14 protein-coding genes are annotated in these 14,548 nt (G+C 60.9%); 7 read left to right on the top strand and 7 right to left on the bottom strand.

Translation table 11 applies throughout. The annotated features are described in order from the left end of the window. Window positions 1–672 precede the first annotated feature (672 nt). Window positions 673–1,905 carry an acetyl-CoA C-acetyltransferase gene (locus tag JQ629_RS26270; protein ID WP_212415093.1) on the top strand — a complete coding sequence of 411 codons (1,233 nt, stop codon included), beginning with the start codon at window positions 673–675 and terminating at the stop codon, window positions 1,903–1,905. Between the two features lie 81 nt (window positions 1,906–1,986). Here JQ629_RS26270 and JQ629_RS26265 read toward each other — a convergent pair whose 3' ends face one another. Genes JQ629_RS26265 through JQ629_RS26255 form a run of 3 tightly spaced genes read right to left on the bottom strand, consistent with a single transcriptional unit; the run spans window position 1,987 to window position 5,892 of the window. After that, the gene (locus tag JQ629_RS26265; RefSeq protein ID WP_212415092.1) at window positions 1,987–3,579 is read right to left on the bottom strand and encodes an ATP-binding protein; all 1,593 of its coding nucleotides are present in this window, start codon (window positions 3,577–3,579) and stop codon (window positions 1,987–1,989) included. Beyond that, the gene (locus JQ629_RS26260) at window positions 3,576–4,277 is read right to left on the bottom strand and encodes a response regulator transcription factor (RefSeq protein ID WP_212415091.1); all 702 of its coding nucleotides are present in this window, start codon (window positions 4,275–4,277) and stop codon (window positions 3,576–3,578) included. Before JQ629_RS26260 ends, JQ629_RS26265 begins: the two co-directional genes overlap by 4 nt. Window positions 4,278–4,302: 25 nt before the next feature. Then, window positions 4,303–5,892, bottom strand: coding sequence for a DUF4153 domain-containing protein (locus tag JQ629_RS26255; protein WP_249135280.1), 1,590 nt, complete (start codon window positions 5,890–5,892; stop codon window positions 4,303–4,305). 187 nt (window positions 5,893–6,079) lie between these two features. Between JQ629_RS26255 and JQ629_RS26250 the strand changes: the two genes are divergently transcribed. The 3 genes from JQ629_RS26250 (at window position 6,080) to JQ629_RS26240 (ending at window position 8,863) form a co-directional block, all read left to right on the top strand. Beyond that, entirely contained in the window at window positions 6,080–7,381 is a 1,302-nt protein-coding gene (locus tag JQ629_RS26250; protein WP_212415090.1) for a glycoside hydrolase family 3 N-terminal domain-containing protein, read from the top strand. A 130-nt stretch (window positions 7,382–7,511) separates the two neighbouring features. After that, window positions 7,512–8,555, top strand: coding sequence for an LLM class flavin-dependent oxidoreductase (locus JQ629_RS26245; protein ID WP_212415089.1), 1,044 nt, complete (start codon window positions 7,512–7,514; stop codon window positions 8,553–8,555). Then, on the top strand, window positions 8,552–8,863 hold the full coding sequence (locus JQ629_RS26240) for a hypothetical protein (RefSeq protein ID WP_212415088.1): 312 nt from the start codon (window positions 8,552–8,554) through the stop codon (window positions 8,861–8,863). The genes JQ629_RS26245 and JQ629_RS26240 overlap by 4 nt, the downstream gene beginning before the upstream one ends. Window positions 8,864–8,887: 24 nt before the next feature. Here the strand turns inward: JQ629_RS26240 and JQ629_RS26235 are convergent, their stop codons facing one another. The 3 genes from JQ629_RS26235 to JQ629_RS26225 all read right to left on the bottom strand — a co-directional run bounded on the left by JQ629_RS26235 (window position 8,888) and on the right by JQ629_RS26225 (window position 11,284). Then, the gene (locus JQ629_RS26235; protein ID WP_212415087.1) at window positions 8,888–10,042 is read right to left on the bottom strand and encodes an OpgC domain-containing protein; all 1,155 of its coding nucleotides are present in this window, start codon (window positions 10,040–10,042) and stop codon (window positions 8,888–8,890) included. Between the two features lie 165 nt (window positions 10,043–10,207). After that, the gene (locus tag JQ629_RS26230) at window positions 10,208–10,483 is read right to left on the bottom strand and encodes a hypothetical protein (RefSeq protein WP_212263907.1); all 276 of its coding nucleotides are present in this window, start codon (window positions 10,481–10,483) and stop codon (window positions 10,208–10,210) included. 183 nt (window positions 10,484–10,666) lie between these two features. Then, window positions 10,667–11,284, bottom strand: a complete 618-nt coding sequence (locus JQ629_RS26225) for a LexA family transcriptional regulator (RefSeq protein WP_212415086.1) — start codon at window positions 11,282–11,284, stop codon at window positions 10,667–10,669. Window positions 11,285–11,416: 132 nt separating this feature from the next. Between JQ629_RS26225 and JQ629_RS26220 the strand changes: the two genes are divergently transcribed. Both JQ629_RS26220 and JQ629_RS26215 read left to right on the top strand, forming a co-directional pair. After that, window positions 11,417–11,947, top strand: a complete 531-nt coding sequence (locus JQ629_RS26220; protein WP_212415085.1) for a GcrA family cell cycle regulator — start codon at window positions 11,417–11,419, stop codon at window positions 11,945–11,947. A 66-nt stretch (window positions 11,948–12,013) separates the two neighbouring features. After that, on the top strand, window positions 12,014–12,583 hold the full coding sequence (locus tag JQ629_RS26215; RefSeq protein WP_212415084.1) for a DUF6456 domain-containing protein: 570 nt from the start codon (window positions 12,014–12,016) through the stop codon (window positions 12,581–12,583). Between the two features lie 3 nt (window positions 12,584–12,586). Here the strand turns inward: JQ629_RS26215 and JQ629_RS26210 are convergent, their stop codons facing one another. Further along, the gene (locus tag JQ629_RS26210; RefSeq protein WP_249135279.1) at window positions 12,587–14,170 is read right to left on the bottom strand and encodes a winged helix-turn-helix domain-containing tetratricopeptide repeat protein; all 1,584 of its coding nucleotides are present in this window, start codon (window positions 14,168–14,170) and stop codon (window positions 12,587–12,589) included. A 173-nt stretch (window positions 14,171–14,343) separates the two neighbouring features. Here JQ629_RS26210 and JQ629_RS26205 point away from each other — a divergent pair, with 173 nt between their 5' ends. Continuing rightward, window positions 14,344–14,517, top strand: coding sequence for a hypothetical protein (locus tag JQ629_RS26205; protein WP_212415083.1), 174 nt, complete (start codon window positions 14,344–14,346; stop codon window positions 14,515–14,517). Window positions 14,518–14,548: the final 31 nt, after the last annotated feature.

The following is a 14,548-nucleotide window of genomic DNA, read 5'->3' as shown; positions in this document are numbered from 1 at the left end:
CCATCCCGTCCTACTCAGAAGGGCGTCGGCCGTCGTCACGGACGTTGGACGGGTTGCGGTGGACGCTGGTTTACGCCTCGACGATGGCGTGGATGAGCGTACGGCAAAACCGTGTGGTCCTGGCACCCGTTGCAGGTGTCAAGCTGTCGGGTAGGCGAGAGCTGAACGGCAGCGACGGAGTCAATCAAGAACTCGTCTCCGGGGAGAGCGCGGCATAAGCCGTAAAGCCATTGCGCAGGGAAGGCCGGGTGTTCTCCGCTGCCCTGTATGCTCGTGTGCACTTTGTTTTGTGCAATCGCACACGGGACCGCGGGTGCAGCGCGCACCCGGTCTTCCCTGCGCCCTCTCGATGAGTGGGCAAGGAATTTCTGTCAAAGCTCGGGCGCAATGCGTCGCGGGAATGCGAAACTATTTCCACGTCGTCCCGGCGAAGGCCGGGACCCATAACCACAGGGAGTAGTTTTGCGAATGGTCTCTGCTACCAGTTCTTCACCGAGAGATCACGCGGTATGGGTCCCGGCTCAAGGCCGGGACGACGAGTGGAGAGAGTGAGGGCGCCATAGTGGACTGCCCCTCTGCTTGAAGTGCATGAGTCCAGGCATGGGGATGAATTGACTCCGAGGCTTAATCGGCTGCAAATGCAGCCAACCAACAGTTCCGAAGGAAACCACCATGGTTGACGCGCTGATCATCGACGCCTGCAGGACACCGCGCGGCATTGGCAAGGCCGGCAAGGGAGCGCTCGCGGGTATTCATCCGCAGCAACTCGGCGCCACGGTGTTGCGTGCGCTGGCCGATCGCACCGGGATTAATACCGCAGACGTCGACGACATCATCTGGGGCACCAGTTCCCAGCGCGGAGCGCAAAGCGGCGACCTCGGCCGGATGTCCGCGCTGGATGCCGGCTATGACGTGCGCGCCAGTGGCGTCACGCTGGACCGGTTCTGTGGTTCCGGCATCACCAGCGTCAACATGGCGGCCAACGCCATCATGGCGGGCTCCGAGGATCTCGTGATCGCCGGCGGCACCGAGATGATGTCGATGGAGGGTCGCCGCGGCGAGGGGCCGTTCATGATGGACAATGGCAACCTTCGTCTGCGCGCCCGGCACCCGCAATCGCATCAGGGCGTCTGTGCGGATGCGGTGGCGACGCTGGAGGGTATTTCGCGTCAGGATGTCGATGCTCTGGGCGTCGAGAGCCAGAAGCGCGCGGCCGCCGCCATCAAGGGCGGTCATTTCGACAAGAGCCTCGTGCCGGTTCACCGCGAAGACGGCAGCCTTGCGCTGGACCGCGAGGAATATCCGCGCCCGCAGACCACGCTGGAAGGCCTTGCCGGGTTGAAGCCCGCCTTTACCGCGGTCGCGGACTATCCGCTCGACGACAAGGGCACGACCTACCGCAATCTTATCCTCGACAAATATCCCGATCTCGACATCAACTTCATGCATCACGCCGGCAATTCCTCCGGCGTCGTCGACGGCTCGGCCGCCATTCTGCTGGCCTCGCCGAATTACGCCAAGGCGCATGGCCTGAAGCCGCGGGCGCGCGTGGTCGCGATGGCGAACATGGGAGACTCCCCGACCTTGATGCTGAATGCGCCGGTGCCGGCGGCGCGCAAGGTGTTGGCCAAGGCAGGCCTCACGCTCGATGATATCGACCTGTTCGAAATCAATGAGGCTTTCGCCGTCGTCGCCGAAAAATTCATCCGCGACCTCAAGCTCGACCGCGACAAGGTCAACGTCAATGGCGGTTCGATCGCGCTCGGTCACCCCATCGGCGCGACCGGCTCGATCCTGATCGGTACCGTTCTCGACGAACTCGAGCGGCGCGACCTCAGGCGTGGCCTGGTGACGATGTGCGCCGCCGGTGGCATGGCGCCGGCGATCATCATCGAGCGGATCTAAAGTGTTTTCGAGCGAAAGCCTGCCCCGGACTTGATCCGGGGTGGATACCGGTTCGCGTGAAGAAAACGCGTCAATAATAAACTAGGCGGCCGGAAACTGCAGCTCGAACGCCACGTCCTTGTCGGATGGCAACAGCCGGATCGATCCGCCGTGACTCGCCATCACGGCCTGGACGATCGCGAGTCCCATTCCGGTGCCGCCGGTGTCGCGGCGGGTGGTGAAGAACGCGTCGAATATCTTCTCCCGGTTAGCTTCCGATATCGGGTCGCCGTCGTTGCTCACGGTCATCTTGACCGAGGCACCTTCATCGACCGCTGCTAGCCGCACATTCCCAGCGTTGTGACGAATGGCGTTGTCGGTCAGATGCGAAAGGACGATGAGCGCCTTCTCATTGGACATGCCGATCGAGCGCTCGAGACAGCCGGTGGCGTCGATCGCGCGGGTGGGAAAACGGCTCTTCAGTCCACTGATGACCTGACTTAATTCGGTGTGCTCGTTCTGCGGCGTGGTCTCGGCGCGCGCCAGTTCGCGCAGCCGCTGCGTCATCGCTTCCAGCCGCTCGGTGTCACCCAGAATATTCGATACGAAAGTCTTCTGCTCCATCAGTGTGAGATTGCCGGTCTTGCTCTGCAGTGAATCCAGCAGGAGTTCCGCGGCGCCCTTGATCGAGGTCAGCGGCGACTTCAGCTCGTGGGTGAGATGCGACGAGAAGGTCGCGATGTAATCCGACCGCCGGGACAATTGCTCGGCCATGTCGAGGAAGCTGTGCGACAGCTGGGAGAACTCGCGGGTGCCGTAATGCGCCAGCGGCTGAAAGGCGTCGCGGTCGCCGCGGCTGATACGAGCGGCGCGATCGACCAGTTCGCGCATCGGCCGGGTGATGGTGCGGGAAAAGACCAGGCCGATGATAACAGTGGCGAAGATGACGGCGAAGCCGGCAAGAATGAACTTGCCGCGCTCCTGATAGAGATGGTCGAAGATGTTGCTCGGCGTCCTCGATAGATAGACGACGCCGGCAACGCGGTTGTTGACGACCACGGGCATGGCCGAAAACACGTGAACGCCGACGCCGCGGCTGATCGAGTAGATCGGCGGCGGGGGCTTGTCGGGGACCCTGATCCGCAACGCGGCGCGATACTGGCCCTGCAGCGCCGTCGCCACCTCCTCGATATGCGCCAGCGATAGGCCGACTTCGTTGCGGCCGGCGATCACGACGCCGCGGGGATCGAGAATTCGGAAACCCGCCAGCGTGACCTTCTGCGTTTCCAGGATGATCGGCATCAGCCGCGCGCCGATCTCGAGATAGGCCTGAGATGCGGGAGCGCCGGCCGGAAGTGCGTCGGGCCGCCGCCTCAGCAGGTCGGCGCCGGCGGCAAGGTCGAGCGCCGGCCGGATTGGCGTCATCTTGTCATCCGAAACGGGGCGCGCTTCGGGCGGGAGTTCAGCGCCAAGGACAACTCCGGCATTGAGCCGGGCTTCCACGTCTCGCGCATAGACCGCGGCCAATACCCGGCTTTGGACAATCAGCTCGGCCTGGGTCTGGTGAATGAGCTGGTTGTCATAGAGCCGAAAGAAGAACAGCCCGACCAGAGGCAATGCGGCCACAGCAGCCAACGCGGCAAAAATGATCATTCCGACCGACGGCCGCCATTTCTCGCCGGCCCGCGATGTCATGCGTGCGGCTCGCATCGGCCGAGCTTGAAGCCAACGCCGTGGATGGTCTCGATGACATTGTCGCAATTCACCGCGGCAAGCTTGGCGCGGATGTTGCGAATATGGCTGTCGATGGTGCGGTCCGACACCTGGATGTTGAGCTGATAGGCGGCATTCATGATCTGCTCGCGGCTGAAGACCACCGATGGCCTGGTCAGAAAAGCCCTGAGGATTCCGAATTCGATGGCGGTCAGGCGAAGCGGTGTACCGGCGAACGCCGCAACATGCTGTTCCGGATCAACCAGCAGCCCGCCCTGGGAAAGTGCCGCATTTGCCTTTGGGTCCGGCCCGCGCAGGGAGGTGCGGCGCAGAATGACATTCACCCGCGCGACGAGTTCGCGCGGGCTGAAAGGCTTGGTGACGTAATCGTCGCCGCCGATCTCGAGGCCCAGCACGCGGTCGATCTCTTCGTCGCGTGCCGAAAGAAACAGGATCGGAACGTCCGATGACTTCCGGACCTCCCGGCAGACATCCAATCCATCGAATTCCGGCATGCCGATATCGAGAATCATGAGGTCCGGCCTGTCGGCGGCGAAGCGGGTCAAGGCTTCCTTGCCGTCCCGCGCCTCGAACACGGTCATCCCGGCCTTCCGGAGCGCGACCCGGATGACTTCGCGAATATGCAGGTCGTCATCGACGATGAGGATACGGTGTGTCAAACGTCTCTCCGGGCAAAGGTCGTCGTCAACTCGCGGTCGAACTCTTTGAGGCGTCCAGAGTACGCTGGAGCCGCCAGCTCCGAAAACCCCAGGCGCGCCAGGAAGCCAAATCATTGAGATGCTGTTCTACAAGGTAGTTGCGGCGGAAAACAAGGTTTGGATCGAAGCTGCGGAGGGCAATCGCCCTGTCGATGGCGGGCAAGGCCTGAGGACCGAGATGAAACAGATAGTTGATGTCGACAGGGACACCCTTTCCCGTGGCTTCGCGGCTATGACCGACATTGTAGTCGGCGATAACAGCAGGAAAATTGACCAGCGAACAAACATAGAGCGTTGCGATCAAAGTGATGAGGTTCGCGCGGATCAGCCAATCGTTCGAACGATTGAGCCTGATACGGGCAACGATGAGCAGCAGTCCGAACGCGACAAGCAGCATCCAGATAAAGGCTGCGACGCGCCACCAGGTCAGCAGGTAGATCTGCACATAGAGATCGAGCCGCAGGATGGATGACGCAACCAGCAGGACGTTCTGCGCGACCCAGAGATAGACGAGCGGCCGGATCACCTTCGACTGCTCGGCCGGGCCGCCGGGTCTCATTGCGATGAGTACGAATCCGGCAGCCAGCAACGCGGTGAGGATCAGGGGATAGGCGCCCCGGTGCGCATAGGCCGCGTAGCTGATGTCGGCCGGCAGCGTCGCGTTGCCCCAGAGAAAGAACACGTCCAGGGCGGTTTGAACCGCAAACAGCAAATTGAACAGGATCAGCGAACGCAGGATGGTCGCCACACCGAAGAAGTCGACGTCATGAAATGGCTTCTCCTGCTCCTCCGTTACCGATACGACAAAGTCGGCCGGCACCTCGGACTTGCGGCGCCACCGGACGTGGATAAAGGGCCAAACGAGCGACAAAGCGGCCGCCCAAAACAGCACCCGTCCCGGGCTGATATAGGAGGTGGCGCTGCCGGGGTTCAGCAGGCTGATCCATTTCTCAAGCAGCGGATTGGCCGATACGAACAGAAGCGCGAAAATGCCGCTGAGAACCACCGGAATGAACCACACGGTGAAACCTGCCGTCAGCGCCGGGAGATTGAACGCGCTGATGGCGTCCCGGAGCAATCTGAACGGGCCGACCAGATAAAGGTCGCAGAGCGCGGCGGCTTGTTCGGCAACACCGGTCAGTTTGCGATCCGTCGTTAGCGAGAGGCCAACGCCGAGTGCCAGGACAATGAAGAAGAATGAGGCGGCATTGAATTCCTCGACGGCCGGGATGAGGCTGGCGAACACAAGGAGGCCCGCAAGCAGAACCTGCGCCTTGTTCAGCCTGGTGAAATTGGCGAGCAGCGCGCCGGCGGTGAGTGCAATGGCGAAGATAACAACGGATATTCCGGTTCGCTGGCCGTAGAACAGCCAGTCGGCCAATGCCGCGAGGGCCACGGCAATGGCCGGTTTGATGGGGAAAGCATGTTCCCGAATGGAGCCTGCATGGGGTGCCGGCGTGGAGAATTCAGCCATCGTTGCGCTGCCTGTCTGGAGGGAAAGATTGCAGACCCGCGCCGCCGAGAGTGGCTCACAGAGCCACCAGCCATCATTGGCTAAACGCGAGGGAATCGGCATTCAAAGGTCGTCACCGGTTTGCAAGACGAGCTATGCGCGGCCGTTGTGCAAATGCCGGGAAGGCGGTCTGCAAGACTTCAGGATTCTTATGCAGTTTCTGTGCAGCCACGCTTATGCGCTCGCGCAGCAATAACAAGTTTGATACGGCGATGGTCTCGCCAGTCACACGCACACAGCATCGTCCTTCATGAAAATCATCAAACGTATCGGCGTCGGCTTGGTCTGGTTCGCGGGGCTGGCTTTCATTCTCGTCGCGGCGAACAAGAATGATCCTTATCTGATTGCGTTGCGTGGTACGGGTAACATCGTTCTTGCCGTGGTGAGCATTGGCGTTCTCGCCTGCCTGCTTCGTGGCGGTCACTGGCGCAGGCGAGGGATCGCGGGAGAACTGCTGGTCCTGCTGTGGTGCCTGCCGGCGCTGTCAATGCTGTGCGCGCAAGCTTCCTTCGAGTTGCGCAAACGAAACGTTCTGCAGACCGACGTCGCGCAGGCGCGTAGCCTCGGGCAGCATTTCATGGTGGGGTATTCATCATTCCCTGAGGTGGCTGCCTTGGCCGAAAAAGGCCTGATTGCCGGCATCTACATCACCAAGCACAATGTACGAAGAGCACCGGAGACGCTGAAATCTGAAATCTCGGCGCTTCAGGAAAAACGACGTGCTGCCGGCCTGCCGCCATTGATTGTCGCCGCCGACCAGGAAGGCGGCATCGTCTCGCATCTGTCGCCGCCCTTGACCAAATTGCCTGCGCTCTCGACGCTGGCGAGCCTTCCGCCGGATGTTCGCACGGAAAAAGCGGAAGCGTTCGGGCGAACGCATGGACAGGAACTGGCGGCGCTTGGCGTCAACCTCAATTTGGCGCCGGTGCTGGATTTGCGACCCGACGCGAAGCGTAACCGGTTCGATTTCAACACGCTGATCGGCCAGCGCGCGATTTCCGACGACCCGGCCATCGTGGCCGACATCGCCAGGTCCTATGTCCATGGGCTTGAGGCCTTCGGCGTCGGTGCGACCGTGAAGCACTTTCCGGGACTGGGGCGGGTTCGTGCCGATACCCATCACTTCAGTGCCGGTCTCGACACGCCTCTGGCGGAGCTCGAAGCGTCCGACTGGCGGCCGTTCCGCGATGTGCTGGCGGGCTCCAGAGCGCAGTTGATGATCGGGCATGTGACGCTGACCGCTGTCGATCCCGACCGCGCGGCGTCGCATTCCCGGCTTGTGGTTGACGGCATCGTTCGCAAGAAGTGGAATTATCAGGGCGTCATCATGACTGACGATCTGGTGATGGGCGCGATCTATCAGAACAATGTCTGCACAGCGGTGGTGGAAGCGCTCAATGCCGGCGTCGATCTGCTGCTGGTCGCCTTCGACGGTACGCAGTTCTACCGGATCTTTGCGTGCGCCAAGGAGGCATCTTCTCAAGGGAAACTCGATTCGGTAACGCTGCGCGACAGCGAGGCACGGCTAAAGCGGGCATTACCGCCGGATTGAGAGAGACGCTCCTCGCGGTCTCGGTGCTGGAAGGTCTGGCGTTTGCCATGTAACATCCTCTTACGACGCGCCGGTCGTCGCCGCAGGTACCATCGTGGCGGGCCGGAAAAGACGTCCTCGGGGTGGTGCAATGCAGTTCGGAATCTTCGATCAAAACGATCACGGGCCCTATCCGCTCAGCGAACAATATGAAAATCGGCTGCAATTGATCGAATTCTACGATCAAGCCGGATTCCGTACATACCATATGAGCGAGCACCATTCGACGCCGCTCAATTTGACGCCATCGCCAAGCGTGTTCCTTGCAGCGGCGGCGCAGCGCACCAAGCGTCTGCGCCTCGGTGCGCTGGTCTACGTATTGCCGACGCACCATCCGCTGCGGTTGGCCGAAGAAATCTGCATGCTGGATCATCTGAGCCGGGGCCGGATCGAGGTCGGGATCGGCCGAGGCGCGTCGCCGCATGAGCTGCATTATTTTGGCGTCGATCCGGACCAGGCACAGGCGATGTATGTCGAGGCCTACACCGTCATCATGCAGGCGCTGACGCAGGCCGAGGTGAATTTTCAAGGCAAGCACTATCAGTTCACGAACGTGCCGATCGACATGAAGCCGGCGCAGCTTCCGCACCCGCCGCTATGGTACGCGGTCCCGGTGCCCGAGGGCGCGGTCTGGCCGGCGCAGAACAGGATCAACATCGTGTGCGGCGGGCCGCTGCCACGGGTACGTGAGATTACCGACCGCTTTCGTGCCGAATGGGCTGCGGCGGGCAATTCGCCGGATCAGCTGCCACTGCTCGGGATCAACCGCTTTGTGGTGGCGGCCGACAGCGACCGGGAGGCGATGGCGCTTGGTCGCCGTGCCTGGCCGAACTTCTACAGCAGCTTCATAAAGCTCTGGAAGAAGCACGGTACGCAGCCGCGTTTCGCCCGGCTGCCCGAGGATTTCGATACGATGGTACAAAACGGCGGAGCGATTGCGGGATCACGGGGCACGATCCGGGAGCAGGTCAGAAGGATGACTGAGGAGGCGGGCGCCAACTACTTCATCAGCCAGTTTTCGTTCGGCAACCTCAGCCAACAGGAGGTACTGCACTCCGCTGGCATCTTTGCGCGCGAGATGCTGCCCGCGGCGCGGGAGCGCATGGCGCAGACCGCGTGGGAACACCAAGGATGATCATTCGCGTTATCGCATCGAGCCGATCCGTCGAAATCGATGACCCCGGAAATTTCAAGGCATTCTCGGTCCGCATCGAAGGGGAGATGGATCCCACCGTGCAGGAGAAGCTGCTCGGCAGCGTGGCCGTGCGCAGCGATCGCGAGCATGCCTGGATTTCGGAGAAGGTCTTGCGCGATTGGCCTTCGCTCACATACGAGGCGTGGTGGCAGGATGGCCTGTCGAACATGATCGCAGCGGTGCAGAAATTCGGCTGGATCGATCAGGTCAACCATTCGATCCGCGCCCACATCGAATACGCGCCGTAGCGGTTTGGTGGACCGCAGCCTCGCTCAGTAACGAGTGCTGAGCGCAGGTTTGTAGTCCTGCCGCCTGGACCACGACGTGTAATAGGCAACGCCCGCCATGATCGCGATTCCGGCGATGCTGACCAGGAAATGCATCGCGAGCGAATTCGGTCCCGTGATCAGGAAGAAATGCCCTGCAAAGGAAAGGAAGACACCGGCGCAGAAGACAGGCAACCATTCTTCCCCGCACTTCACGATCGGCCGCAGGGCTGGCCGTTGAAATCCATGCCAGTCTCTCGGGACCGCGAACGAGAAGAGGAAGGCGAGAGTGAGGAAATGAAGTACCCTGTAAGGGGCCAGATTTTCCTTTTCATTCGGAAGGAAGAAATTGATCACGGCGTCAGGAACGATTCCAGCCAGCTGCGGCACGTTTCCCGTTACGGTCACGATCAACGCGAACAAGAGATAGAGCAAAGCCAGTATGCGCAGGATCGAAAGATCCTGGAGCGAACGAATCGCCCGCATTTGCTTCGCGCTGCCCAAGGCGAACCAGGCGCCGAGCACGAACAGCAACTGCCAGGAGAACGGATTGAAGTACCAGTGCCCGTCCGGAAATGAGGATAGATTCCAGTCGAATTTGCGAGCGGCGAGGTAAAGGACGATCGACCCGGCTGCCGTCAGGTTCGGCCGGCGCAACATTCCGAACAATACGACCGGAAAGAACGCCATCAGGACGATGAAGAGCTGCAGGACATCGAGGTTGAGCGGCTTGGCCTGGAGCAGCAGGCCGTAAATCAATGTACGGATCGTGTGGCCGAGGATTCCGGCGACATTGAATTCGTGGATGATCTCGGGCGCCGCCGATTTCCTGGCGACGTATCCGATCAAGTCGATATAGATCACGAACAGGACGACATAGGCGGCGTATAGCTGCCATACGCGCCTGAAAATGCGGGTAGCGGTGACCAGGAAACCGCGCTCCAGCATCATTTTTCCATAGAGGATTGCGGCGGTATAGCCGCCGACAAACACGAACAGGTCGGTTGCGCCGCTGAATCCGAAATTCCGCAGGGTCAATACGCTGACCGCGTTATGCGGAATGTGATCCAGAAATAAGAACCAGGCAGCGATACCAAGCAGCAGACTGAGCCGGGGATCGCCGTCGCGTGCGGCTATCTCGGCCTTCATTGACGGAAACATGGAGTTTAAGAACTTTGCAAGCCGGAGAAAATCGAATCGCTTATGTAGCGCAATTGTCTGCGCCGTCCGAGTAGACTTTGCGTGACGAATATTTAAGGAAGCCGCCGACGATCAAAGCCCGTTAATGATCACATTATTTTGACGACGGAACAGGGTTGCGCGAGTTCAGACGGTTTCGTGTTTTCGCAGGTCGCGTCGGTGGTCGAATTGGTCGGCCTGCAGATCGACGCTTGCCGCGCCAATGTCGGGAAGCGCGGCTTCGTTCAGAATGTCGGCGGTTATGTCCTCGACGGAGGAATCGACGATTTCATGGATAAAACTGATGTTCCTGTATTCACCCGACGCAATCCGCGAGATGACCTCGCGCCGGGTGATTTCAGGATCGACAATGGCCTCGCGGCCACGCCGGCCGTAATCGATCATCACGACGAAATACTGCATATTTGGCAATCTGCCTGAACAATTCTGAAGGAGCCATTATAGTTCCGTAAATCAGAATTAGTCAAGCAAAATTCCGAAAAAAAGAAATTAGGCGGGCATGATTCGGCGCGCCGCAGGGGGCGGACCGAATCACCTTGGCGATTTGCCGCCAGGGCGCCCGCTATTTCTCCGCTCGTCTGGCCGCTATTTTGCCTTGGCCGCCTTGCGTGTCTTCGCAGCCGCCTTATTGCGCAGGCGTTCGATCTGCCCCCGCGGCAGGGTGACGCAGATCTCGCCGATCCATTCGAGTTTCACGCCCGTGATCGGCTTGGCGTTGAAGCTCTTGAGATTGACCAGAGGTGCGGACTTTCCCCGCTCGATCGTCTTCAAATAGCGCTCGCCGGTCTTCAGGCGCACGACAGCCTCTTCGCCGTAGAAGCTCGACAGCGGATGGCGCTGATCGCGGAAAACCACGATAACGTCGCCATTTTCGTACTTTGGCAGCATGGAATCGCCTGCAACTTCAAAGGCGATGGTCTCTTCGGCCATCGGGAAGGGCAGTTCGACCTCGCCGAGGCCCTCGGGCGGCACCTGTTCATGCTCCGGCTCGATCGTTGCGCCGGCGCCGACGCGCCCCATGATCGGCACCGAATTCAGCCCGAGATATTCCGTGATCGGCGCGATCTCGGACGCCTTGATCAGCCGTATCCCGGACAGGATTTCCGAGACCGCGCCCGCACGGACCCCCATGGCCTCCGCCAGGCCGCCCTTGCTCTTACCCGTCCTCTCAAGTGCCCGTTCGATCATTTTGACGTCCAGCATGGTTCATCCTTTCCCGAATTTCGGAAACACTAGCAGTTACGATTACCAGAAACAAGCTTGACTTTTTGTTCGGAATATCGGAAGTAAATGGTAAGGCGTCGGGCGGCGTTTGAAGAAACAGGGAATTCGCTAATGGAACCAATAGACTGGGCGCCCGAGCACTCGGGCGCGCTGCGGGAGCTCTTTGCCCTGCATTTGTCCTTTGCCAGGATCGCAGCAGCTATCAACAGGAAATTCAACACAGCTTACTCCCGCAATGCCGTGCTGAGCCGTGCCAGGCGGATGGGGCTCGCCGGGAACGATCGGTCCGGATCGCCCCCATACTCGCAGCCGCGGTTAGACCGGCCGGGTGAAATTCACCTGGTAAAGTCGACATCGCCCAGCTTTCCATGGCCGGTGCCGCCGTTTAGAGGGGCGAAGCCGGTCGAGCTGCGTTGTGTCGAGATCGATCCGCTCCATCTTTCCCTGCTCGAACTGGAACGCGGCAATTGCCGCTACCCCTACGGCGGGGACGAAGAGGGCGAAGCCATCACCTTCTGCGGTCATCCACGCCGGCCTGGCTCGAGTTACTGCACACCGCACTTTCATCTGAGTCGCGGCCCCGGCACGCCATCGGAACGCACGGCGGGCACTGTCTTGCTCAAGCTGGTCGAGACGGCATGAACAGCAACGCCGGGTTCTTCCGGGCGCAATCCAAATCCCATCGTTCTTGTAAGGAGATCATCCGATATGCCGAGAGCCAAACGGAACAAGCCGTATAACCCTGCAAAGGCACATGACCGGAAATCCCGGGATTTGCCACGCAACGCCGAGGTCGCGACCGTCGAGGTCGATAATCCCCTGGCGCTGGAGCCGGGCGAGAAGATCGTTACGCTGCGCTCCATCCGCAACGATCCGCTTGCCCGTCTGCATTCGCATCGCCAGATCGACGAGGCGCAGTACCAGGGCGGGCGAGCATTCCAGAGCGACTGGGAGAGAGCCGAACGCGGCCCGCGCGCCGTCGATCCGACCAGGGAGTACGTTGATGGCGGGCAGATGCGGGAGCCGATCACCGAGGGGCAGCGCAAGGCCGTGCTGCGGCTCAATCGCGCCGAGCGCGAGCTGGGGGCCGATGGTTCGGCGCTGGTGCATGACGTCCTGGTTCATGGCTTGACCATGGAGCAGGTCGGGGAGAGGCGGGGATTGCGCACGCAGCGCTGGAAGGACTATTTCGCACGCCGGTTCTGTGAATGCCTCGACCGGCTGGCGCTGATCTATGGATTCGCGACCGCCAATCCGGCGAAAACGCCCCCGCGATGAAGGTTATTCCAGCCCAGCGCGGCGAAAACCTTCCAAATAATGCTCCCGATCCGCCTCGAGCTTCCAGGGCAGCTGCGTCGCAATCCAGGCCAGCGATATGTTGGGCTGGGTCCGCCGCAGCTCCTCGAGCGCAGCTTTGGCGACGTCGATCTTCCCGGCCATGCCGGCGGCCACCGTCAGCACGCGGTAGGCGCCGCTGAGATCGCCGCGCTGGCGGGTCGCTTCGCGCGCGAGCGAAATCGCCTCGCAATAGTTCCTGCCGACGAACTGGGCATAGGCGGCGACGCCGTAATAGATTGCGGACGAGGGATCGCGCGGACTCTGGCGGATGGCGCGTTGCGCGGCCGCATAGGAGTCCTGCCACCGCCCGCAATAGGACAGCGCCAGCGCGTAGTATCCTTGCGCCAGTGAGAAGTTCGGGTTGAGCTGTAACGCCAACTCGAATTCGGCCAGCGCGTGGTCGAGGCGGCGGGTGGAGAAATAGACGCTGGCGAGCGCGGTATGCGCCCACGCATCCTCGCTGTCGGCAGCAATGGCCGCAAGCGCCGCGCGCTCGGCGATGGGGGCTACGGTCGTAATGTCTGCCCAGCCCAGATGCACGCCGAACATGTGGTTGGTCGCGATCAGGGCCAGCGCCTGGCCGTAATTCGGATCGATCGCAATCGCCTGTTCCAGGAGCGTCTGAGCGGCGGCGCTGTCCGTCCGTGTCACGCGCCAATGATGCGACAGCGCCCGCATAACAAGGTCCCACGCGTCCACGCTGTTCGGTGGTTTGCGCCGGCTGCGGAAGTTTTCGGCGGCATAGATCTGCGGCTCGATCGCCGCGACGATGGCATCGGTGATCTCGTCCTGGACGGCGAATACGTCGACCAGATCGCGGTCGTAATGCTCTGCCCAGACGTGGCTTCCGGTCGCAGTGTCGTTGAGTTGAGCGGTGATGCGCACGCGATCACCGCTCTTGCGCACGCTGCCTTCGAGGACGTAGCGCACCCCCAGTTCGGCGGCGACCTGCTTCAGATGCACCGCCTTGCCCTTGTAGGAAAACGACGAGTTGCGGGCGATGACGAAGAACCAGCGCAATTTCGACAACGCGGTGATGATGTCTTCGCTGATCCCGTCAGAGAAGTACTCCTGTTCCTGGTCGCCGCTCATGTTGTCGAACGGCAACACGGCAATCGCCGGTCGATCCGGTACCGGCAAGGGCCGGGGGGCCGGTTCGGCCGCTGCTTCGGCTGGCTCGGGGGTCGGGTGAACGCCATTCACGCGCTCGTTCACGGCTCCAACGAAACGAAGACCCTTTCGCGGAATTGTCCGGATCAGCCGTTGCTCCTTGCCGCAGTCGCCGATGGCGTTTCGGGCGGCGTTGATGCGGCTGTCTAGCGTTGAGTCCGACATGGTCCGACCGCCCCAAACCAGCGCGATGAGATCGTTCCGGCTGACGACGTGATCGCGATGCTTCAACAGATGAACCAGCAAGTCGAATACTTGCGGCTGCATCGCAACCAGTTCGCCGTCGCGGCGCAACTCGCGAAGATCGGTGTCCAGAGCGTATTTGTCGAAGTCAAATTTCACGTTGGGTTGCCGCATCCTTTCTCAAGAAACAATCAAGTCGGTCTCCGGACGAGATCAAGCCCCAGGCAAGTCTTGTCGGCGCGTTTCGGTCATTCTGCAAGAACCGGAGTTGCGATCCCATTGCCTTTCGCGGAGTTCACTTCGTGTCCGAAGCCCGAGCCATTGGCTCGGTCATGCCGACAAATCGAATGCTCAAATTCACTGCATTTCTGTTCGGCGCTGTGGCCTATTTCACATTTCTCTTCACGATTTTGTTTGCGATCGGGTTTGTACCGGACCTGATCGTGCCGAAGGCCATCGATACCGGCTGCACGCTTTTGAGATTGAGCTATGTCAGGGGCAAGTCCCGCCCTGCAAAATAGAGGTTTGGTGTTACCTATGGGCTTCCGGTAA

Source organism: Bradyrhizobium sp. AUGA SZCCT0222, from assembly GCF_018130205.1.
Taxonomy (GTDB): Bacteria; Pseudomonadota; Alphaproteobacteria; order Rhizobiales; family Xanthobacteraceae; genus Bradyrhizobium.
This window is presented reverse-complemented; position numbering and strand designations above follow the sequence as displayed.